Source organism: Aureispira sp. CCB-QB1 (genome assembly GCF_000724545.1).
Taxonomy (GTDB): domain Bacteria; phylum Bacteroidota; class Bacteroidia; order Chitinophagales; family Saprospiraceae; genus Aureispira.
In genome coordinates, this window is sequence record NZ_JHBV01000043.1 from 94,645 (window position 1) to 116,963 (window position 22,319).

The 22,319-nt window shown below is 35.6% G+C and carries 17 protein-coding genes and 1 tRNA gene; 12 read left to right on the plus strand and 6 right to left on the minus strand.

Features of this window, described 5'->3' with window-relative positions:
- Positions 1–158 precede the first annotated feature (158 nt).
- The 4 genes from CG11_RS23540 (at position 159) to CG11_RS23555 (ending at position 3,504) form a co-directional block, all read left to right on the plus strand.
- The gene (locus CG11_RS23540) at positions 159–1,202 is read left to right on the plus strand and encodes an amidohydrolase family protein (protein WP_052599309.1); all 1,044 of its coding nucleotides are present in this window, start codon (positions 159–161) and stop codon (positions 1,200–1,202) included.
- Positions 1,203–1,456: 254 nt separating this feature from the next.
- A complete protein-coding gene (locus CG11_RS23545; protein ID WP_052599310.1) occupies positions 1,457–2,158 on the plus strand; it encodes a DUF1361 domain-containing protein in 702 nt (233 codons plus the stop codon).
- A complete protein-coding gene (locus CG11_RS23550; RefSeq protein ID WP_052599311.1) occupies positions 2,136–2,765 on the plus strand; it encodes a class I SAM-dependent methyltransferase in 630 nt (209 codons plus the stop codon). Before CG11_RS23545 ends, CG11_RS23550 begins: the two co-directional genes overlap by 23 nt.
- Before the next feature lie 7 nt (positions 2,766–2,772).
- Positions 2,773–3,504 carry an ABC transporter ATP-binding protein gene (locus CG11_RS23555; protein WP_052599312.1) on the plus strand — a complete coding sequence of 244 codons (732 nt, stop codon included), beginning with the start codon at positions 2,773–2,775 and terminating at the stop codon, positions 3,502–3,504.
- On the opposite strand, the gene CG11_RS23560 is transcribed toward CG11_RS23555, so the two are convergent.
- The gene (locus tag CG11_RS23560) at positions 3,501–4,997 is read right to left on the minus strand and encodes a hypothetical protein (protein ID WP_052599313.1); all 1,497 of its coding nucleotides are present in this window, start codon (positions 4,995–4,997) and stop codon (positions 3,501–3,503) included. The two genes, CG11_RS23555 and CG11_RS23560, sit on opposite strands and share 4 nt — an antisense overlap.
- A 518-nt stretch (positions 4,998–5,515) precedes the next feature.
- On the opposite strand from CG11_RS23560, the gene CG11_RS23565 reads away from it, so the two are divergent.
- Positions 5,516–10,777, plus strand: a complete 5,262-nt coding sequence (locus CG11_RS23565; RefSeq protein ID WP_052599314.1) for a WGR domain-containing protein — start codon at positions 5,516–5,518, stop codon at positions 10,775–10,777.
- A gap of 178 nt (positions 10,778–10,955) precedes the next feature.
- On the opposite strand, the gene CG11_RS23570 is transcribed toward CG11_RS23565, so the two are convergent.
- A tRNA-Arg gene (locus CG11_RS23570) sits at positions 10,956–11,029 on the minus strand.
- Between the two features lie 471 nt (positions 11,030–11,500).
- On the opposite strand from CG11_RS23570, the gene CG11_RS23575 reads away from it, so the two are divergent.
- From CG11_RS23575 to CG11_RS23590, 4 genes are all read left to right on the plus strand, one after another.
- On the plus strand, positions 11,501–12,010 hold the full coding sequence (locus tag CG11_RS23575; protein ID WP_052599315.1) for a GNAT family N-acetyltransferase: 510 nt from the start codon (positions 11,501–11,503) through the stop codon (positions 12,008–12,010).
- A 223-nt stretch (positions 12,011–12,233) separates the two neighbouring features.
- Positions 12,234–13,691: a 23S rRNA (uracil(1939)-C(5))-methyltransferase RlmD gene (gene rlmD, locus CG11_RS23580; protein WP_052599316.1), complete on the plus strand. Its 1,458-nt coding sequence runs from the start codon at positions 12,234–12,236 to the stop codon at positions 13,689–13,691.
- A gap of 11 nt (positions 13,692–13,702) precedes the next feature.
- Positions 13,703–14,275, plus strand: a complete 573-nt coding sequence (locus CG11_RS23585) for a Crp/Fnr family transcriptional regulator (protein WP_052599317.1) — start codon at positions 13,703–13,705, stop codon at positions 14,273–14,275.
- 122 nt (positions 14,276–14,397) lie between these two features.
- Complete coding sequence (locus CG11_RS23590) at positions 14,398–14,775, plus strand: DUF6326 family protein (RefSeq protein ID WP_052599318.1); 378 nt, start codon at positions 14,398–14,400, stop codon at positions 14,773–14,775.
- A gap of 111 nt (positions 14,776–14,886) precedes the next feature.
- Here the strand turns inward: CG11_RS23590 and CG11_RS23595 are convergent, their stop codons facing one another.
- The 3 genes from CG11_RS23595 to CG11_RS23605 form a co-directional block, all read right to left on the minus strand.
- Complete coding sequence (locus CG11_RS23595) at positions 14,887–15,345, minus strand: FKBP-type peptidyl-prolyl cis-trans isomerase (RefSeq protein WP_052599319.1); 459 nt, start codon at positions 15,343–15,345, stop codon at positions 14,887–14,889.
- A 308-nt stretch (positions 15,346–15,653) separates the two neighbouring features.
- A complete protein-coding gene (locus tag CG11_RS23600; RefSeq protein ID WP_052599320.1) occupies positions 15,654–16,682 on the minus strand; it encodes an RluA family pseudouridine synthase in 1,029 nt (342 codons plus the stop codon).
- A gap of 38 nt (positions 16,683–16,720) precedes the next feature.
- A complete protein-coding gene (locus CG11_RS23605) occupies positions 16,721–17,191 on the minus strand; it encodes a YdeI/OmpD-associated family protein (protein WP_052599321.1) in 471 nt (156 codons plus the stop codon).
- A 391-nt stretch (positions 17,192–17,582) separates the two neighbouring features.
- Between CG11_RS23605 and def the strand changes: the two genes are divergently transcribed.
- The 3 genes from def (at position 17,583) to CG11_RS23620 (ending at position 20,370) form a co-directional block, all read left to right on the plus strand.
- Positions 17,583–18,149, plus strand: a complete 567-nt coding sequence (gene def / locus CG11_RS23610; protein WP_052599322.1) for a peptide deformylase — start codon at positions 17,583–17,585, stop codon at positions 18,147–18,149.
- A gap of 261 nt (positions 18,150–18,410) precedes the next feature.
- Entirely contained in the window at positions 18,411–19,016 is a 606-nt protein-coding gene (locus CG11_RS23615; RefSeq protein WP_368667164.1) for a DUF4159 domain-containing protein, read from the plus strand.
- A gap of 256 nt (positions 19,017–19,272) precedes the next feature.
- A complete protein-coding gene (locus CG11_RS23620) occupies positions 19,273–20,370 on the plus strand; it encodes a hypothetical protein (RefSeq protein ID WP_052599324.1) in 1,098 nt (365 codons plus the stop codon).
- Between the two features lie 86 nt (positions 20,371–20,456).
- Here CG11_RS23620 and CG11_RS23625 read toward each other — a convergent pair whose 3' ends face one another.
- Positions 20,457–21,665, minus strand: coding sequence for an OmpA family protein (locus CG11_RS23625; RefSeq protein ID WP_052599325.1), 1,209 nt, complete (start codon positions 21,663–21,665; stop codon positions 20,457–20,459).
- Positions 21,666–22,319 lie beyond the last annotated feature (654 nt).

Sequence of the window (22,319 nt, forward strand, 5' to 3'; positions counted from 1 at the left end):
TAAAATTTTACTCCGTTGTAATTTTATGCTATTTGTTTTGTTTGTGATAACTAATAAAGTTTTTCAACGAACTATTATTAAAAAGCTTGATACAATATTTATCTTGTGGAAAGTATTGAAAAATGCGATTTTTACCTAACAATTGATACCAATATAAAATGAAAAAATCGAAAATAAATGGGCATGGGCATTTATTGCCAGAACCCCACCAAATTCCACAATTTATGAAAGCTAAAAAGCTTTTTTGGATTGATGAGGATAAAAAATTTATGCGACAAGGAAATTGGGCTAGACCGATTACAGCACCAAGCTTCTTTCTTAAAGAAAAGTTGGAGTGGATGGATAAAAATGAGATAGAGCGAACTGTAATTTTGAACCTGTCGCAGTTATATTGTAATGGTCTGACATTAGAAGATACAAAAGATGCCATACGATTTCAGAATGATTTTAATGCGGAGGTGCAACGGAATCATCCCAATAGATTGACCTGTGGTTTTGTTGTACAGCCTAGATACATCGACTTTGCTTTGGCAGAAATAGAGCGTTGTGTAGAAACATTGGGAATGTCCGTATTATGCTTGCCGACACATTTTATTAACGCGGAAGGAAAATGGACTTCTGTTGCGGATGATAGTGTTCATCCAATGTATGATTTGGCCAATCATTATGGATTGGCGATTGAAATACATCCTTATGATGGTCAAAAGATGATTCAGTTGGAAGATACTTATTGGCGTTTTCATTTGGTGTGGATGATGGCGCAAACAGCCGATACTTTGCATTTGTATACCTTAAAAGATATTCCCAATCGTTTTCCCAACATTAGAACTTGTTTTGCACACGGTTGTATGTTAGGACAAGCCAATCTAGGACGAAGAGTACAGGGATTTAATGGAAGACCCGATTTGTTTCCAAATACGCAACACCCTCAGGCTTCGGTAGGGCATCCTAATTTATTTTTTGATACCTTGGTACATGATGTATATACCTTTCAGCTATTAAAAAATCGTTGTGGTGTTGCTCAAATCATTGCTGGGATTGATGATCCTTATCCTTTAGGAGAAATGGAAGATGTACCGAATTCTTATCCAGGAAAAGTTTTGGATGAAGCCGTTGCTCATGGAATGATTACGATCAATGAGCAAGAGGAGATCTGGCATGATAATGTTTTGCGATGGTTAGGAACAGCACCCAATAAATAGTTAACCAAATAATAGGGGGAAAAACCAAATACTAGTTGTTGATACTTTTGAATGGGAATTATCATTGATAAAGTTGTTTTTGTGATAAATAGAAACTACATTAGTGAAAGTGCTTTGAATTTCAAAGTTAAATAATGTATTGTTTTAATAACCCTATTGTTCCATTCAATTATAGCCTAACTCCAATCCAATACTGGAATATCAAGTTGGAGAAGTAGGAAATAAATGTACTACGGAGCAGCAATGTTTATCGTATGAAATCGTTTGTTCTATTTTGTCAAGGTTTTATCTCAAAATATCCCTTTTTTACAGCTTTAAGCTTGTTATTTTTATTTAATTTTTGTCTGGTTATCAGTAGAATTGTATACGCTCAAGAGCGGTATTTTTTATTTTTAGTATGGAATTTATTTCTAGCATTTTTGCCATTACTATTTATACACAGTGCAAAGTACTTAAAACAGCAACACGCTTCTGAGGTACTTGTATGGGGCGTGGGAGGAGTTAGTTTACTTTTTTTACCCAATTCTCCTTACATTATCACTGATTTATTTCATCTAATATATTGGAAACACACCGCACCACTTTGGTTTGATACACTATTGATTTTTTCTTATGCAAGTACAGGAGTTGTTTTATTTTATGCTACATTACTAATGATGGAACAACTACTAAAAATGTACTTTAAGACACATACAGCTATTCTAATACTTTTAGGAATTATATTTTTAAATGCTTTTGGGATTTATTTGGGACGTTATATGCGTTTTAACAGCTGGGATATTATCAGTAATCCAATAGGACTTATTGAAGAAATCTTACGATATTTAAGCAATCCAATGGGGTACCCTAGAATTTGGGGAATTACCTTTACTTATGGGATGTTATTTGGAGTGGGATATTGCTGTATCAAATTATTTCAACAAACCATACAAAATGAACAATCAAGAAGCGTATAATAGTTGGGCAGCTATTTATGATGATAATCATAATAAAACTAGAGATTTGGATGCTCTAGTGACTCAAAAAGTATTGGGTCAATATACCTTTGAAAATGTCTTGGAACTAGGCTGTGGAACGGGCAAAAATACCGTGTGGCTAGCCAAGCACGCAAAGGAAATCTGGGCGATGGATTTTTCTTCAGAAATGCTAGGGAAGTTAAAGGAAAAATTGGATACGAACAAGTTGAATCTTTATGAAGTCGACATACAACGTATTTGGCCTATTGCCAGTCAACAAGTAGATTTGGCAACAACGAATCTTGTGTTGGAACACATACAAGACTTGACATTTATTTTTAAGGAGGCGGCTCGTGTCCTTAAAAGTGGAGGTACCTTTTTTGTTTCGGAGTTGCATCCTATTAAGCAATACTTAGGAAGCAAGGCACGATTTGAAACAGGTGGAGATTTGCAAACGTTGGATTGTTACATACATCACATTTCTGAATATTTAGAAGTGGCTAAAAGGACAGGGTTTGAATGTGTTGATTTGCAAGAATGGTTTGATGACAACAACCGAACCTTGCCGCCAAGAATAGTATCTTTTGTCTTCACCAAAAAGGATTAAATACGGCATGATACAACTAAAAAAATTGCAAGTGGGGCACTCAAAAGCAATTAACTCAATCCCCTTGGATGCTAATTTTCCCCTAGGGAATTTGGTGGCTTTATTGGGGCGAAATGGCTGTGGAAAGACCACTTTGCTAAGAACATTGGGGAATTTCCTGAAACCTATAGCTGGTCAGCTGTTATTAAATGAACAAAGAATAGAGGATTTTTCAGCAAAAGATTTTTCTACTCAATTGAGCATTGTCACGACAGAACGAATTCAGACACCTTATATGAAAGTGTATGACTTAATTGCTCTAGGAAGGTATCCTTATTTGGGTTTCTTGGGCAAATTGAGAGCAGAGGATCATCAAGCGATTCAGGCGATTATCGAGAACTTAGAAATCAATCATTTGACAAACAAGTATATTACAGCATGTAGTGATGGTGAACAGCAAATGGTACTTTTGGCAAGAGCCTTAGCACAAGATACCCCTATTATTTTGTTGGATGAGGCTACTGCACACCTCGATTTTGTCAATCGAATTAAAATTTTTCAAACCTTACAGCGCTTGGCAAAAAAGCAGCAAAAACTTATTTTTTTAGCTACACATGAACTAGACATTGCACTCCGATTTGCACATCAAATAATGCTTTTTCATCAAGGCAAAATAATCGTAGACTTGCCCAAAAACTTAACGCAAACAAAGCAAATTCAAGAAGTATTTGCCATTGAAGGTATTTCTTACAATTTTTAGAGTACATGGGAGTTATGCTGCTGCAAAATAAGTGCTAAAGAGCAGCCCTGTATTTTACTTTTTAACCAAGAACGAATCATAGATAATTGGGTGATTTTATTGTTAGGCGTATGATTAAAAAGAGTAGATAGCTCTTCATACATTTCCTGAAATAGGATAGGATGTTCGTTCTTTTTAGTGGAAAGAATTTTTTTCAAAAATCGAATGATTCGTAATTCTAAGTTGTAGTTTTCTTTATGAGGATAGAGTTGTCGATGAAGCGAACGGAGAGCGCTTTCGAGAAGGGAGTCTTCTTGTGTCTCAAAATAGATCAATAACTTGGTGATATTAGCATTGAGTTGTAATGCCAAATAAGATTTATTTTGTTTTTTATCCAATATTTTTTCTATATAAAACAAGGCTTTCTCATAATCAGGAACTACAAAATAGATGGAAACAAAACAGGAATAAGGAACCAGAACATCCAAGGGCGTTTTTTCCAACCAATCACTTTGTTCTGCAATTAATTTTAGACCTTCTTGGGTATTTCCTGTAATGGCATAAATGTTGGCTTTAAGCTCAATTAAACGTAGTTGCTCAATTGGATGTTGAGTTTTTAAAGCATATTGACTTTTTTCTATTTTGGCAATCAAGGACAAGATCAAATCAATTTTTCTATAAAAAAGTGCTCGGCTAGCAAGGTTATATAAGTGGCTGATGTATTCTTCTGGTGGTCGTATATTGATAAGCTCTGCCTCAAAAATAGACAGTGATTCTATACTGTGTTCCAACGCATTTTCTAAATTGCCTTTGAGGGCATCATAAATTAAGTGTATTTGATGATATTCCAATTGGGCGAGCGCACTATGTGCTTGAGTAGGGGAAGCCAAAATAGGGTGTTGAATCAATTGTTCTGCTAACAATAAATCTTTGGGAATTCGAGTCTTTTTTCGATAAAGATAATGCAATTGGGTTTTTAGGAGGTTGTAATGATATAAATTATTAGCTAACAATGAGTTGGTTTGAATCGCATCTATAAACTCCGTAAAAGAATCATCTTTAAAGGAATAAAATTGCAGCACTTTGTTTTCTAATTTTAAAATTTCTTGATCAATCAATTGAACATAAAGAAAGAGTTGTTGTTGTTCCGCTATTTTTTTGAGTTTATAAATTTCTTTTTCAGCGGCTTTGTAAAGTTCTTTATGGACTAAAATTCGAAAATACTGCAAGCCTGCCAATATTTCTTGGCTTGTATCTACTTGACCGTGAAAAACAATTAAAACCTCACGAACCAAATCGTATAAGCGTTTTTTTTCGATGCTAAAAGAAGTACCTCTAAAGGCTTTTTTTAATGTTTCTTCATCATAGATTTCTTGTTTGTCTATGGCTTTAAAAAGTTTTAGATGCTTGATACCCTTCTTGCCTAATCCTCTAAGATGCATGGTAACTTTTCTTTTTTCTTCCTTACTTAAAGAACGAATCAAGGTGTGAATTTGGGAGGATGTTTTTCGCATAATTTTAAAACTTTAGTACACAGTATGTCTTTTTTTATGGAAAATATATGAATTTGTTCTGTGAGTGCTGTGCTATAGATTGTTAATGTATTGTGAAGGTTGTTTTTTTAGTTGAGTAGGATAGTTGCTTTTTTATTGGATAGATAGAGGTTAAGGAAAAATATAAACTACAATTCTAGCAAATGTATAATCAAAATAGTTTTAGATCTTGCTTTTTGTTTTCAAAAAGTTTATTATTGTTTCGCTAATTGTTATATGATAACTAAAAATCATTACTCCGTTGGAAAATCGTATTAGTTTAGCTTCGCTGCTACTACGTGGTACTTCATGAGCACTGAGTTTTTAGTTATACGCTGCTACTACGTGGTGTTGCATGGGGCTTCGTAGTTGATTATTAGCAAGACATAATTTTGTTTGCTTTAGGTTTAAAAACTTGATAATTAAACTAGAAAATGAACGTAGTATTAAAAAAACAAAACAAACCAATCAATAGCACAAAAAAGAAATAAACACACCTTATGAAACAATATCTAGAAAATAAGCAAGGAAAATCTTCTAAGTTTTGGGAAATAGAATTAGATGGACAATTTCTAACCATTCAAAATGGAAAAATTGGAGGGAAAGGTCGCTTGACTAAGAAAGACCTCAAAACGGAAGAAAAAGCATTGCTAGCTTTTAAAAGAGAAATTATTAAAAAAAAGAAGAGTGGCTATGAAGACCCTGCTATGCCTATTATTGCTTTAGATTTAGAAAATACTCCTTTTAACGATACGATTTTTAAGCACGAAGCGGAAGTTGAGCATATCTATTATTATGAACAAAAAGGTGTTGTAGTAACAGCCAGTAGGAATCATTTTTACTTGTGGCAACTAGATGGAACGTTGTTAGACCAATATGAATTTGCAGAAAGTACGCATTTTTTTGGTTCCTTTTTTGTCCAAGCAGTGCCTAATTCTGAACAATTGTTGATTTATAAGAAAGATACTTATCGAGATAACCATATCTATCTTTTTGATTGTGCTCAACACAAACTAGAGCTTATTCGAGAACAGCTAATTGAAATACCGATAAAAGGCTATTTTGGTGATATAGATGTGGATGAGAACTACATTTATTTGGGGTATACGGGGGGATTTATGTTGCTAGATTATGAATTTAATACACTAAAAACTTTAGTTTCTCCGCAAAATCATAATAATTCTAGTGGAACGGTGGTTAGTGCGGCTAGTCAACGAATTGCGTTTATTGAATACGGTGGTCGAGAAGGTTCAGAGCAAATATTGATCATGGATATGGATGGCAATGAGGTCGCTCAGTTTGAAGCCAAAGCGCATGGATTGAATGGAATAGCAGTAAAGTTCAACGCTACAGGAACAATTTTATATACTGTTTCAGCGGCTAATTATAAAACAAAAGCGCAGCTATGGGAAGTCGAAAAAGGCAATTTGCTCCAAGAATTGGTGAATTATTCTAGCAGTGGGGGCGTTTTGTCTTTTGAGGTATCGAGAGATGATAAGTGGTTGGCAATTCGAGTAGCAGGAGTAGATATTATTTTATGGAATGTAGAAGAAACTTCGGTTGCTTGGGTAAAAACGAATGAAGCACTTTGGGCAAACATTGCTTTTGGAGGACCGGAAACATTGTATCAGTCTGCGGGAAATAGGTTGCAACCAATTGGTTTGGAATCGGGAGAGCCTTTGTTGGTATCGAAAGGATTGACAGCCGCGTGTCGTACGTTGTATGTTGATGATGCACAAAATGAATTGTGGACAATGGCAGGGAAAATAGCGCATTGTTTTGAGGCAGATGGTTCCGTAAAACATGCGTTGGATATAGAATCTTTTGTCGCTGAAAAAGCATCGGGCAAACTTTTGCTCAAGCGTCGATACCAAAATTATGGAGGTACTTATGCTTGGTTCGATCTAAAAACGGGAGAAGAAACACCTATTTTATCTGGTTTGTTTGAAAGTATCGATTTTGACGAACGAAGATTGCTCTCTACTTCAGGTTATTTTTCGAGAGAAAAGAAAATGACCAAACTTTGGAGCCACTCGGGGAGAGAATTACAGGCTTTTAAGCCAAGTAAAAATGTAAAGGCTTATCTCTGGAAAGACGATGAGTTTGTTGTAGTGCAAGGTAAAACACTGGAATTTTGGACGATGGGGGAAAAGAAAGCTTCTTTGGTGATTAAAAATGCGCATAGTAAGGGAATTCAAGTATTACATACGTTCCCTAATTGTTCTCTAGTATTGTCTATTGCGGATAATGAAATTAAATTATGGGATGGAAAATCTACAACTTCCTTGTTTTTTGATCTGGCATTGGATACGATTAAGACAGTTCTTAAAAAAGATTACTTATCAGAATTACTAATCGTTGATAAACTAGGGAATGTGTATGTATTGGAGGTAGAACAATACTTTTTGAAGCAAATTGCCAATTTAAAACAACCGATTACAACCGCTACACTTAGTCGAACAGGAATCTTATATGCGGCAACAGAGGAGTTAGAAATTTTGAAGACTGATTTATCTTCGTTGTTACAACTTAAACAAGAAGAAAAAAAAGCAAGCAGTACACTAGAGACAAATACTAGTATTTTGAGTGGCACTCCAACAGAAAAAGAAGTGTTTCGTTTTTTGAAATCTATGGATTGGAAAACGTTGGATGTTCCGTTATTCTTAAGGTTACGAAGTGCACTAGAAACGATAGCAATAGAGGATGGTGTTGGAGCTGCACACGAATATTTTACAGAACGTATGTTGGAGTCTGGTGCTTTGCTGAGACACTCTTTTGCACACGAAGAAAAAATAAACAGTTTTGCTATGAGTCCAGATGGGCAATATTTGGCAGTTGGAACTTGGGTAGGAGATAATTATGAAGAAGATGGAACGGTACAAATATGGGAAACGGCTACTGGGCGTTGTGTGAATTTGTTAAAAGAGTCTTATGGTGGTATTGGTTGGCCTGATTATCCTGATATGCTTCAATGGAGTGCCAGCAGTCGATACATTGGTGCGGGTTTAAATACCAATACTGTAGCAAAATTAAACCCTTTTTCAGATGCTTCTAGCCCTTTGGCAGCGGCATCAGTAACAAATGGTTGGTCAAGACCTCCAGCATGGACATGGCAAGGAAACAAAGATGCTTTTGTCATTAGTTGTTGGCACAATTCTGAAATTCCTCTAGCAATAACCTCCAACAAAAGGCAGAACACGTATGAGGATAATGCCAAGTGGATGTCTATGAAATTAGCAGCCAATATCAAGCCCTTGCTTAATGGAAACGATTTGCAACCTTACAAATGGTGTAGAACGACCCCTGATGGTCGGTTTGCTTATGGTTATAACCACCAAAATCAGGTATATGGGGTAGATTTGGATTCCAAACAAGTTGTTTGGTTGAAATCTATCAGCCAACCTGTTGGATTTAGTGCGTGCAATGATAGAATGGTTTATCAAGACTCTGACAAATTGGTTTGGGCAACTATCCAAACAGGGGAGATTGTCTCTAAAACTAGTTGCTTAATGAGTGTTAAAGGAATACAGTTTTCAGAAGAAGCTCAACGGTGTGTGGTCTATGGCGAAAAAACATTGTTGGTTTATGAGGCAGAAAAGCAAATTGCTCGATGGACTCTTAATGATAATGTACTCAAAGAAGCAGCATCTTATTCAGAACTTAGAAGTGTTCAATTCAATCAAAAAGGTGACAAACTTGTGGTTTTATTAGAGTCAGGGAAAGCACAAGTCTGGTCTATCGAAGGGCAATCTTTGCTTAGTGAGTTTGCTGTTACCGCTGAAGGGATTTATTGGGGGAATACAATTGTAGGCGTAAATGCCTATGGGATTTCTTTTTATAAGGAAGATGGGACGTGTATCCAATCTTGTGATAAGGATCAGGAAACGAAGGCTTATAATGCATTGTATGACCAAGCAAGGCCGCTTCAAGTAGGGAAAAAAGATTTCTCGATTAAATACGATGTGGTTCCTAATTACCCTTTAGATGATAAGGGGCGGAAGCAGTGGATTGCAGTTGTTCCAACAGGAGTCGTAATCGGCAATGATTTGAATGTAGATGGGTTAGATCAACATTTGGCGTATGTATATGAAAATAAATATGCTTGGTCGTATTGTTGGGGCAGTAAAAAGCATCTGTATACAACGCTATATGAAGCTAAAGAAGATCCTAAGCTGGGATTGACAAGTAAAGAAAAAGCACTTATAAAAGCTCCTAAGAAAACCAAACCGAAAAAGGCGGGCATCTCTTTTTCTAAAGGAGGATCCTTGTTGGATATTGTACAAGTACACCAAAAATCCTTGGCGGAATTGAAAGGAGGTTGGCATTATCACATTAGCAAACACAATGGTATTATTGCTCGTCAATTGATTAAGATAGGTGCGTATAAAAAAGCTATTAAAATTGCTGCTGCCAGTTCTGAACCTTATGTGTTGGTGTCGAATTTAGGTTTTGTAGCTGTTGATTTGGCTCAAAACGGGGTGCTTGATTTGGCAAAAGAAGCATTTGAAAAGGGTGTCAATGCGCTAGAAAATATGCCTGAAAAAGATCGAAATGATTGGGCTGCTACCTTTGTTTATGCACCATTGGCAGCCGCCGCAGCTTTGTTAGGTTTAAGCGAAACATCCAAAACATATTTTGACCTATCGTATCAAAAAATAGAAAAGGAATCGAATACCTTTGAAAAATATACCCACTTGGCGACTAGTTATCTTCTGTGCCATCAACATGAAAAGGCAATGGATGTTATGTCGAATGGTCCTTGGAACGAGGGATGGTTTAGTTCCTATCAAGTGCAATTTATTTTGTTATTAATGGATTTGGGGCATTTAGATTTGGCAATGGAATATTTTGATTTGGGGATTCAGAAATGTGGCAAGATTGATGAATTTGACTTGCTAGATAAAGGATTTGAAACGCTATTAGAACAAAAACGGTATCAAGAAGCGATTGCTTGGATGGAGAAATTTCCAGGGTTGAGCACGAGCCATTGTGAAGCTTTGCTGATTCAAAAATATATAGAAGTTGGCGAGAAAGAGTTAGGGACGGATTATTTGTTAACAAAAATGGAAGCTTCCAAAGGATACGATGGTAGCGTAATGGAGTACTTAAAGTTGATGAGTTATATCAATCCTGAAAAAGCTAAGGAAAGTGTTCTAAATTATACAACAACGACCAATGCTTATTATAAAGATCGTTATTATGAGGATTTGGGAAGAACAAAATCTAATCTTGGTTTGGTTGATGATGGGTTGTTAACTTCAGAAAAAATAAGCGATGTTCGTAACCGAGTACTTTACTTGGTTGGTTTGTTAGAATGCCCAGCAGATAACACCGAGGTGCAACTGCAAATTTTGAATCAAGCTATAGATTTGGTGACAAAAGAGGAGATGGTTGTTCAAGAAACGATAAAGTTCTGTATTGAATTGTCGAAGGCTGCCAGTCGATTGGGCAAGGAAGATCAAGCGAACAACTTATTGGAAAAAGCCAATACATTGGCTAATCAAAGTAAGGCAGATGATCGTTATTCTGCTAGTGAATTGCAAAAGCTATATTTAGATTTGGAATTGTTAGAAGCATCCTATAAAATGTTTAAAAAGCAGACGCCAGCTAATCGAAAATATGGGATGAAGGATTATGCGCTAGAAATTGCCCGAAAGGGATATTGGAAAACAGCAGCAGCACTTTTAATGACAATTCCTGCCAAAGATTTAAACGATCGACACGCCGCTGCGATGAAAATTATCAAAGATTTTAATCCATAGTTTTTGTGTGATAATATTGAGAACCGCACAATCTTGCGAAAGGGCAAGAACTAGGATATAAAATGTAAGTCTGTTTGATGCTTTTAGAAGGCATGGAACAGACTTTTTTATTGCGTTAATATGAGGAACTGGAGTAAAACAAAAAAAGCCATCTAGTATAAACTAGATGACTTTTAAGTGATTCGAGCAGGATTCGAACCTGCGACCGTCTGCTTAGAAGGCAGATGCTCTATCCAGCTGAGCTATCGAACCGTTTTGTTGTGCTTGTTTTATTAAGCGATTGCAAATATACACGCTTTTGTCAAAAAAAGAAAAAGAATGTCGTTATTTTTTAATAAAAAAAACAAAAAAATAATTGTGTTTCTTTTAGTCTTTGATAAACAAGCTAATAGTTAAACGGGCATTGGTTAAAAAAAATTCCCTTTGAGATATTTTTTTTATATTTTTCTGTTCTCACGAATGTAAATTGTATATTTAGTAGAGAAGAAATAATAAGAGATCGAAAAAAGTAGCAATATTTTTGAAATTATCTTGGTCTAAAGCTTTCGTGCATTAAAGTTTCGTTTTTTGACTATTCTAAACTCAAAATCTAATACAAACTATAATTTAAACTAATTCTGCTTTCTTACTTATATTAAGTAATCATAGACATAAGTAGAAAAACAAAAGCTGTCTATATTTTGTTACTAATTTTGTCTTTCTACTTACTAAAATTAAGTACTTATGAATATTACATCAGTTATGTTTGCCACCCCTGAATACGATCAGTTGGTAGCCATGCGTATTGAAACGCTTTATGAACCTCTTAATGCTGAAATTACAATCGAAGATTTTGCAGAGGAATACAAGGATGTACATTTGATGGTTCAGAATGAGCAACATGTTTTAATTGGTGCCATTGTAGCAAAGGTTTGTGAAGAGGAAGATGAATTTCTAAACAAGCGTAAAATTTGTTTGCTGCGTCAGGTTGTTGTTCGCAAGGATTTACAAGGAATTGGAGTGGGAAGAGATGTTTTGGAATCTATTGAAAAGTTGTTGATAGAAAAGGGCTATAAAGAAATTCGTTTGTATGCTCATGTAGGTGCCTTAGATTTTTATACAAAGTTTGGCTACACTAAACATGGAAAAGAATTTACGGGCAACGGTATTAAGCAACATGTTATGAAGAAAAAAATTCAGAAAAAATCTGAAAAATTAGACAAGTTGGAAGCTGTTGGAACGGCTTATTCTTAATTGTTTGGTGTTTCTAAAAAAACGTTGGCATTGTTGATGTTGTAGAACATTAATTTGAAATTTAGTTGATAATAAAAGTAGAAAGTAGCTGGTATTCTTACAATATCAAGAGACTACTTTCTACTTTTATTTTTTATTCAGCGCGCATTGCTTATTTTTGCTACTCCCAAACAAAGCTTAGGGAAGAAAATAGATTAGCAAAAAAACTATAGAATTATAAAGAGTGGATACAAATACAGTAAAAATAAAAAAAGGAGCGATTTTAGAAAACGTTCAAATTGAGGATGTTGCATTTGGTGGTGAGGGCTTGGCTAAATTAAAAACAGAACATGGAGATTATGTTTTGTTTGTAAAAAATAGCTTACCTGGGCAATTGGTTCATGCAAAAATTGTTAAAAAGAAAAAGCGATTTGCAAAGTGTAAATTGATAAAAGTGGTGCAGCCCTCCAAGGATGAAATAGATTTGCCTTACCAACCCATTCCTGGTGCTCCTTTTGCTAGGTTGCCAATCGAAAAACAGGAGCAATACAAGGAGTCTTCTACCTTGGAAATGTTCAAGCGATTGAGTGGAATAGAGGAAATTAAGGATTTGTACGAAACTTACATCAGTTCTCCACTTGTATGGCATTATAGAAATAAGATGGAATATTCTTTTTCTACGCTAGTTTCAGAGTTAGGAACAGGAGAAGAGTCGGAAGGCTTTGCATTGGGATTCAAACGGAGAGGACAATGGTGGGCTGTCGAAAATTTGGAAGCAGATTCGGGCTTGTTTGATGCACAATTTGAAGGGGCAATGCTTTCAATTCGTCAATATTGTGAACAAACCAATTTGCCACCTTGGAATCCTGCCAAAAGTGAAGGTTTCTTTCGATTTTTGGTCGTTCGAAAGAGTTATGCACATGATGAGTTGTTGTTTAATTTGGTAACGACCAGCTCGAAATTAGAGCAGTTTGATAAAATGGCTTTTGTTGATTTACTAAAAGGGATTTTAGGCGAACGCTTAGCAGGAGTTATTCATACGATTAACGATGAAATTGGAGATGTCGCCAAACAACCTGCGGAACAATCGACACTGTTGTATGGCAAAGAAAAAATTGTAGAAAACATCTTGGGCTTGGATTTTGAAATTAGCATGCAAAGTTTCTTTCAAACAAACCCTAAATGCGCTGAAAAATTATATTCTAAAGTAATCGAATACGTTCAAGCAGGGATGGAGCATTCGGGAACAACCAATGCTGTTGCTATGGATTTGTTTTGCGGAACAGGGACAATTGCCCAATTACTAGCCAATGATTCAAATATTGACCAAGTGATTGGTGTTGACATCGTAGCAGAAGCGATTGAAGATGCAAAAGAAAATGCCAAACGAAATGGTATTGACGGCATTCAGTTTTATGCCGCAGATGTGCGCAAGTTCTTGTTTGATTATCCGCAATACAAAGGAAAGATTGGAACGATTGTATTGGATCCACCGAGAGGAGGGATTGTTCCCAAAGCTTTGCAACGAATTATTGAGTTGGGGGCAAAATCTATTGTATATGTCTCTTGCAATCCTTCTACACAAGCTAGAGATGCAGCAACCTTGATGGAAGCTGGTTATGAGCTAAAGCGATTTTGTTTGGCCGATCAATTTCCTCATACAGCCCATATCGAAAGTATTGCTTTATTTGAGCGCCCTTAAACTTAGATACTATGGAAGCAGCCTTATTTCAATTTTTAGCCAAACACATCGTATTGACAGAAGAGGAGAAAGTTGCTTTGTTGGATTTTGATCTATTTAGAACGTATCCGAAAGGACATATTTTACTTCATGAAGGAGCATTTGCTCAAGCAGCTTATTTTGTTATTAAAGGCTGCTTGAGATGCTATTATTTGGACGAAGGGGAAGAAAAAACAACCGCTTTTTATATGGAGGAAGAAGGTGTTACGCCAGAAAGTTTAATTAATCAGAGCCCTTCTACGTATTATATTTCTTGTGAAGAAACGTCAGTTGTGTTGGTTTCAACTCCTCAAATGGAACAAACCATTTTTCAAAAGTTCCCGAAATTTGAAACACTATGCCGAATCTTGTCTGAAAAAGAACTTGCCAATCAACAAGTCGCTTTTGCTAAGATGTTTAACTCAACTCCAGAAGAAAGGTACTTGCATTTGATTAAAACGAAACCTCAATTATTACAAAGAGTCCCTCAATATCAAATTGCCAGTTATATAGGGATTAAGCCAGAATCATTGAGCCGCATTCGAAAACGACTTAATGATAAATAAATTGCGTTCTTAACTCAAGTCAATTTATTTGACCAAATGATCCCTTATCATTGTTCTATTTAACAGTACTTCGTTAAAAATTAGACCTAACGAAGCTAGAATTTAATACTAAATATAGAACAATGGATGTAAAAATTAAGCTTTCGACTTTGTGGATGATTTTGTTATTCAATATGATTTATGCAGATATCTATAGCATTATAATAGAACTTGTGCATGGAGGTATTCTAGATATACCAGGAGATGTACATTTTATCATGGCGATAGCAGCTATTTTGACCAACATTCCCATCATCATGGTTTTTCTTTCAAGGTATTTACGCCCTGTTGCCAATCGTCGGGCTAATATTGGAGCTGCATTATTTACAATATTATATATTATTGGTGGAGGAGATACCGCATGGCATTATCTGATAATTGCAAGTATTGAAATTCTCTTGCTTGTTATAATTCTTGTTACCGCTTGGACTTGGAAAGAGGTGGAAGATAGTGTGTTGTAGGTAGTGTCAAAAAGGACTCTAGTAAAAAAAAAATGCCTAGGCTGCTCTTATCACAAAGAACCTAGGCATTTTAAAAAATTAACGGAGTAATATTTTTAAATAAGCATCAACTTAATTCTGAACAGCGAGTAGTTCGATGTCAAAAACCAAAGGCTCGTTAGGTCCAATAGCACCCGAACCCGAAGAACCATAAGCTAAGTGGGAAGGAATCAATAATTTACCTTTTCCCCCAACTTTAAAATAAGGAATACCATATTGCCACCCTTTAATAACATTGGTTAGCGGGTTTGTAAAAGGATTGCGCCCAATAGAGCTATCAAAAACAGTTCCATCAAGCAGTCTACCGGTATAGTGAACCGTGACCGTGCTGTAAACACCACTTGGTTGATCTCCTGTGCCCACAACATCCATGGTGTAATACAATCCATCTTGTGCTTCAATAACCGTAAGGTTGTTATCTTGAATATATTGTTGGATGCGTTCTTCGTCTTTTGATCGAATGTCTTCGCTACAGCTAGTAAATGAGTAACTTACTATTAATAATACAAAGAGTGAAAATATTGCTTTCATAATAATTTATTTGATTCTTTGGTCAGTTAAATGGTCATCTATTAATTTTAGTTATTTAATACTACCACATGATTTGCCAAATGTGGGTTTACTCAATAGTTCGTTGAAACCACGGAGTAGCAGCGCAGCTAAACTTTATTAGTTTGATAATTAATAGGTTATGTCTTTGTTGTGTTTTGTGTTAAAAATTTGATTATCAAACTAATATAAATGTGCTTTTTTATCTTTTTGGTAAAAAAGTAAAAAACTAAGCTTGCGCCCTCATGAGCGTAGCGAACTAATCAACGAACTACTATTTACTAAAAGAGCTATTTTAATACCAATCTTCCTTGCGTGTAAGCTCGCCAGCGTTCCAAAACAGCACTCATGTCTTCTGGAAGTTCAGAATCTTGCCCAACAAACTGCCCCGTAGACGGGTGTATTAAACCAATTGTTTTGGCATGAAGTGCTTGTCTAGGGAGTAGCTTAAAGCAGTTTAAAACAAAATGTTTGTACTTGCTAAATACAGTTCCTTTAACGATTTTATCACCACCATATTCAACATCACCAAACAAAGGATGTCCGATGTGTTTAAAGTGAACACGGATTTGGTGCGTACGACCTGTTTCCAATCGACATTCTACTAAGGTAACATAACCAAAGCGTTCCAAAACTTTGTAGTGGGTAACAGCGTGTTTTCCACGTTCTCCATCTGGATAAACTTGTCTTAATTTGCGATGTCTTGGATGGCGATCAATGTGGCCTGTAATCGTGCCTTCGTCCTCTTCAATATCTCCCCAGACCAATGCTTGGTAACGCCGCTCGATGCTATGATCAAAAAATTGTTTAGCAATATTCGACATAGCTTCTTCTGTCTTAGCGACAATCATTAATCCAGTGGTATTTTTATCAATTCGGTGCACAATACCAGGTCGCTCGTTGTCCTGAGTAATTGGAAGCCCTTTTAGGTAATGCACCAAGCCATTGACTAAGGTTCCATCGGCATTACCAATGCCAGGGTGAACGACTAATCCCGCAGGTTTGTGCAGAATCAAAAAGTCGTTGTCCTCATAGCGAATATCCAACTCCATTTCTTGAGGAGTTGGTCCTCCTTCTGTTTTTTGTTTTTTCCAGCGGACGGTAATTTTATGCCCAGGTTTGACCTTGTGGTTGCTTTTGATATTTTTCCCATTCACCATGATCCAACCATCATCAATGGCTTTTTGCACTCGATTTCTCGTTACATTTTCGAGCCTGCCCATTAAGAACTTATCAAGTCGAATGGGTTCTTGTCCAGGGTCAGCGATAAAGGTTTGTAGGAGATAAACTTCGTTGTTGATTATTTTTTCTTCTTTCATAATCTTGCAAAGATACGCATTTCAGTCGACTACTAAACCTAGAAAGGAGTTTTTATTTCTTTATTTAATAATTCTATAGTTTTTAAGGCGCGTCGTTCTTTGGTTGTTGCTCGTTTAGCCTGATTGATATAGTTGGCGTATTCTTTTTGGCAAGTATAGGAAAGTTGTTGATAAAAAGCCGCTGCTTTTGGAGCTTTTGCAAATGCTTCTTGTAGTTCAGGAGGAACTTCTACCACTCTAGGAGCAGTGTCTAGTGATATTGAGGCTTGTATATGATCACCAACTTCCTTATTGAGTTTGTTTCGAATGTCTTTTCTAACAATTAGAATGTGATTAACTGTTCCCATTCGAGAGAGTGTACCCCTATAGGGTTCTTGCCCTTCAAAAAGTACACTTACTTTAGGTCGCTTTGCACCAAAAGCTTCTTCTACATCAAAGGGGATTTCAATATAAGCACCTCCCTTCGATGTACTTTGAATTATAGCTGTAATATTGTGTGATTTTATCATAAATGTTCGTTTTGTTTAGCATAAGTAATCGCTCAGAAAAAATTATATAAAAATAACCTTCTTTTTGCACTACTCTTCATCGAAGCATTTTGCTTTAGCCCGCTAAAGCTGCACTGTTTCTCTTCGATTAGCACTAAAAATAAGTCTATTTTTTAGCTATATTTTTTTCTGCCCACTTACTTAGTTACTACTATGTGGTACTTTATGAACTGTTTCTTTGTACCTCGTCTAAGTCTCTTATTTTTATAACTTATCTTTTGTTTTGATGGAATAATTAATGGACAAATTGTCACTAACAAAAATGTTCTTATATTTGCAGTCTATTTTGGACGTTGTAAAAAACAAGATTCCCAAAATAAGGTTATTCTTTCTAGAAAATTAGTACAAAAAAATGAAATTACCAATATACGCTTACGGTCACCCTATTTTAAGAAAAGAAACAGAGGAAATTGATGAAAATTACCCAGATTTAGAAAAATTATTAGAAGATATGTTTGAAACAATGTATCATTCTAAAGGAATGGGCTTGGCAGCACCTCAAATTGGTCGTAACATTCGCTTGTTTTTGGTAGACACGGAGCAGTTGGATACCGATGATAGAGAAGAGGAAGCAGAGGAATTTATTAAAGAAGTTTTTATCAATCCAATCATTTTGGATGAGTCTGGCAAAAAATGGGAATACGAAGAAGGTTGCCTAAGTATACCTGATGTGCGTGGGAACGTTTCTAGAAAACCCAAAGTGAGAATTGAATATTACGATGCCAATTTTGAATTGCAAGACAAAATTTTTGATGGAATTACAGCGCGTGTTATTCAACATGAATACGATCACTTGGAGGGCATTTTATTTGTAGATTTGTTGAAACCTTTAAAAAAGCGTTTTGTGAAAAAGCGTTTGGATAAAATTCAGAAAGGACAAATTCAAGCAGATTATAAATTGGTTTATGCCAAAAAATAAAACAATAACTCTGTTAGAAAAAAATTAAAATCTTAGTAATAAACACAAATTGTTGCTAAGATTTTTTAGTTTAGGAATTATTTGAATGCTTTTTGTAGAGCATTGAGGGCGAAATTGCTAAAGAACTAGAATACAATTAGTTTGTTGAAACAATAAAACAGCATATAGATAATTAGAGAACGACTAAAAATATAGAATATGAAATATATAAGCTTATTGGTAATCATGATCGCCATAGGTATTTCTTTTTCATTTAAACCGATGGAGGAAGCTCCTGCACTAAAGTTTGGTTTATTAAAATACAACGGAGGAGGGGACTGGTATTCCAATCCAACCGCTTTGCCTAACCTAGCGAAATTTTGCAATGAAAAATTGCACACGAATATTGATCCTAATTATGAAACTGTTGAAGTGGGAAGTGCAGAGATTTTTAACTATGCTTTTATGCACATGACTGGGCATGGAAACGTCGTTTTTTCGGATGCTGATGCAGAAAATTTGAGATTGTACTTACAGTCTGGGGGCTTTTTGCATATTGATGATAATTATGGTATGGATCCTTTTGTTCGTATCGCAATGAAACAAGTCTTTCCTGAATTGGATTGGGTAGAGCTACCTTTTACGCACGAAATTTATCACAAGACGTTTGAATTTAAAACGGGAATACCTAAAATTCATAAACATGATGGCAAACCCGCACAAGGATTTGCTTTGATATGGGAAGGTAGAGTGGTTTGTTATTATAGTTATGAAACAGATTTAGGTGATGGATGGGAAGATCAAGAAGTGCACAACGATACCGAAGAAATGCGTACCAAAGCACTTCAAATGGGGGCTAATATTGTCCAATTTGCTTTTGAGCAATAAAAAGAAACGTACCAAACTATATCGTGGAGCTACATATATTTATGTTAAAGAATTACTTAAAATAATTGTTGCCTAGTAACTTGCAATAGTTCGTTGAAACCACGCAGTAGCAGCGAACCGAGCTGTGCGAGCTCATGACCGCAAGGAGCTACCACGAAGTAGCACCGCAGGTAACTAAGCTTGCGACCTCATGACCACAGGGAATAATCAACGAACTACTAAAATTGTATATCGAATTTTATATAAAACCATAATTATGCAAAAGCTAAAATTTGGAGCTTGCAGTTTTCTTTTTTTGTTATTGGCGTTTTCTTCTGTAGGACAACAAATTACAGCACATAATGAATTCCGTAGTACAAAAGCTCAAAAAACAATTCCTGTTGAGGATGACTTATATTTAAGAATTAGCCTAGAACAGCCTTTAGAGCAATTGATCAAAGAGCAAGAAGGGGACGGTCAAGATGTCTATGGGGTGCTTAAGATAGACTTTGATGGCTTAGAGTTCTTGACAGATGCATTTGCCTTAGGATCAACTAAAGCTGCTTCTATTGATGAGTTTGATGTAGCTTTAAGTGTTAATATGAAGGAATTCCATGCTTTGGCAATGGACTATAAGGATAGTTGGGGACCTAAAGATGATTTATTACTTTATGTGTTGTCTCAAAAAAATAATCCACTTGTTACATGGATGAGAGCGGTTGCCGCACGTGCGCTGCCTGTTCATACACATTCCATAAAAGTGGCATTGTATGTAATGAAGGATAAAAAAGAGCCTTATGATCTAGCCACGCCTTTGGCAACGGGAAGCTTTGATCTAACAGTTGGTGAAAATGCCTTGTTGCCTTTGTATGGAACTAAAATTCCTGCAATGTATCAACCCGTTAAAGACAATGGTTTGATAGATGATTTGCATCAAGAGAATGTAACCAATATTTTGTGGTCGACTCAATTTGTTCCAATCAAAGATGTGGATAAAAAGCTGCTTCAATCGACGTTTAAAACAACAGAAGAGACCGTTTATGGTCGTATCTACCTGCCTAAATCTATTCAAAATCTGAATAGAGGTGTGGGGGAAAGCAAATCATGTTCGTACACAACGCACTATTATATAGATGGAGTATTGATAGAGTCTGTTGATGTAGAATTAACAGCTTCTATTTGTGAAAAAGAGACTTCTTTGCCTATTGTGTTGTGGGGAAGAGATTCGAACAGTACTTCCAAATTTAGAACAAAAATCCAAGAATTAAAAGCAGGAGAGCATACAGTAAAGGTAGTGGTTGATTTGAAATACAAAGAAGGAAACGAATCCCGCACACTGCCCTTGGCTAATTCGGTTGTTAAATTAATCAAGTAGGAAGTTTGAATATGAATAATAGAGAGCAGCCCTGTTAATCAAAGATTAACAGGGCTGCTTGTTAGTGAGGTGCAAGCGCACTAATATCACTTGTTATTGGTGCGCACCGAAATATCTGTAATAATGATTTCTACTCGTTGGTTTTGCCTTTGCCCAGCTTTGGTTTTGTTGTCGCCAATTGGTTGTCGTTTACCGTAGCCTTTATAACTCATTCGATCCAAGCTAATCCCTTCTCTTTTCAGATAATTGACTACATTTTTAGCACGTTGTGTCGATAAACGATCGCAGTAGTCATCAGGAGGCAAACCATTTGTATGACCGCCTATTTCTAATGCTAAATTGGGGTTGTCTTTTAAGAATCGATAGAGTTCTATAAGCACTTTTTCTCCGTTATTGGTAATTGAAGAAGAGTCCGCAGGGAAATAAAGTTTTTCTAGGCGGAATTTGTGTCCTACCTTTATGTCTTTGCTATTAATGTTATCGGGTTCAAAATTTCCTTTATCTATTGTTTTGATGTTCTCTGCCGAAACATTTGGTTTCCTATTTTTATCCAAAGGATCTTCTTTGGGAGTGGTTGTTTTATCTTGTGGTTTAGGATTGTTTTTGGGAGGTGTATTATCTATTGGTTCGTTGATAGCAATAGGATCTGTTGGAATTTCACAAGAAAAAATTTCAGAAGCGTTATCAATCAATACATTGCCATTATACCAAGAAAAAGTAGGTGTTTTGTAGTATGCTTCGATACAAATATAGTTATAATCACCATCTTTAGGATTAAATTCAAAGTCATAACTTCTCCAATCAACATGATCAATAGGATCTTTTAATTCATCTAACAATTCTGCTCGATCACAGTAGCTGTTTCCTCCCCAGATTCTCAAAACTAAGCCTTTGTTAAAATTAATAGGTTGACTTTGGTTTTTACGTGTCGGACTCATATAAATTGGTGATTTGCAAGCATGCAAACTAAATTTATAACAAGAGCCTTGCTTTAGTGGATCTGTCAATCGTTGCGCCACGGCTTCCCATGTTTTGTTATCTCGACTAACCAAGCCAATATAAGTTCTACCGTCTTGGGCAGGACGTGTTACATTAAATCCACCATAAGGCTGAACATCTGGAGGAGATTCTTGGCTGTGACCACAATCTGCCCATCCATCAGGAGTACGACCAGGACGCGGCTGATCTTCAAACGATGGGTTTTCTAAATAAATAACTTGGGTTTCTTGTGCTGCACAAGTATTAGAGATAACAACAAGTATGATTGAAAGTAGTATGATTGATATTTTATACATATACAAATTGGTCTTTGTCTTTTGGAATGATAACAGTAAAAAACACTTTTAGTTTATGAATACTTTACAAGAAAATTATGTCAAATGGGCGATTAGGCATGATTAAGAATGACCCTCTGAATTGATTAAAATGAAAAAATAATACTATTCGTAGTTCTTTCTCAATACAAAAAATCCCCAAATGTTATTTATTGATTCTAAAAATATGCCAAATATAAGGATCTTCAAATCCCTTATTCTGACTCCATAACTCTAAAGCAATAATTTATTGACACACTTAATTTTTTGTTTCTTTTTATGTTGAAGCTTTGAGTTTGCAAAGCTATTATAGTTCACCATATGGGATTAAAAGGAATTAAAAAATAGATACTATTTGATAGTACTATTCTATTGGGTACAGAATTGGTTTTCAGTATTTTTAAAGAAAAAAAACTTATTGTAAAAAAAATATAAAGGTAACACAAATCTAAAAATAAAAAGCAGGTATGCCTTATCCTCTACAAGCGAATAACAAATTTTTAAGCAAAAGTAACAAAGTTCTTAACGCTATTACAATCAATTCTACAAATAAATACTAGAAAAAGATTAATGCTTCTTTTTATAAGATGGACTGTAATGAATTAAAATCTGTACGGGCTTTTTTTTTCAAAAATG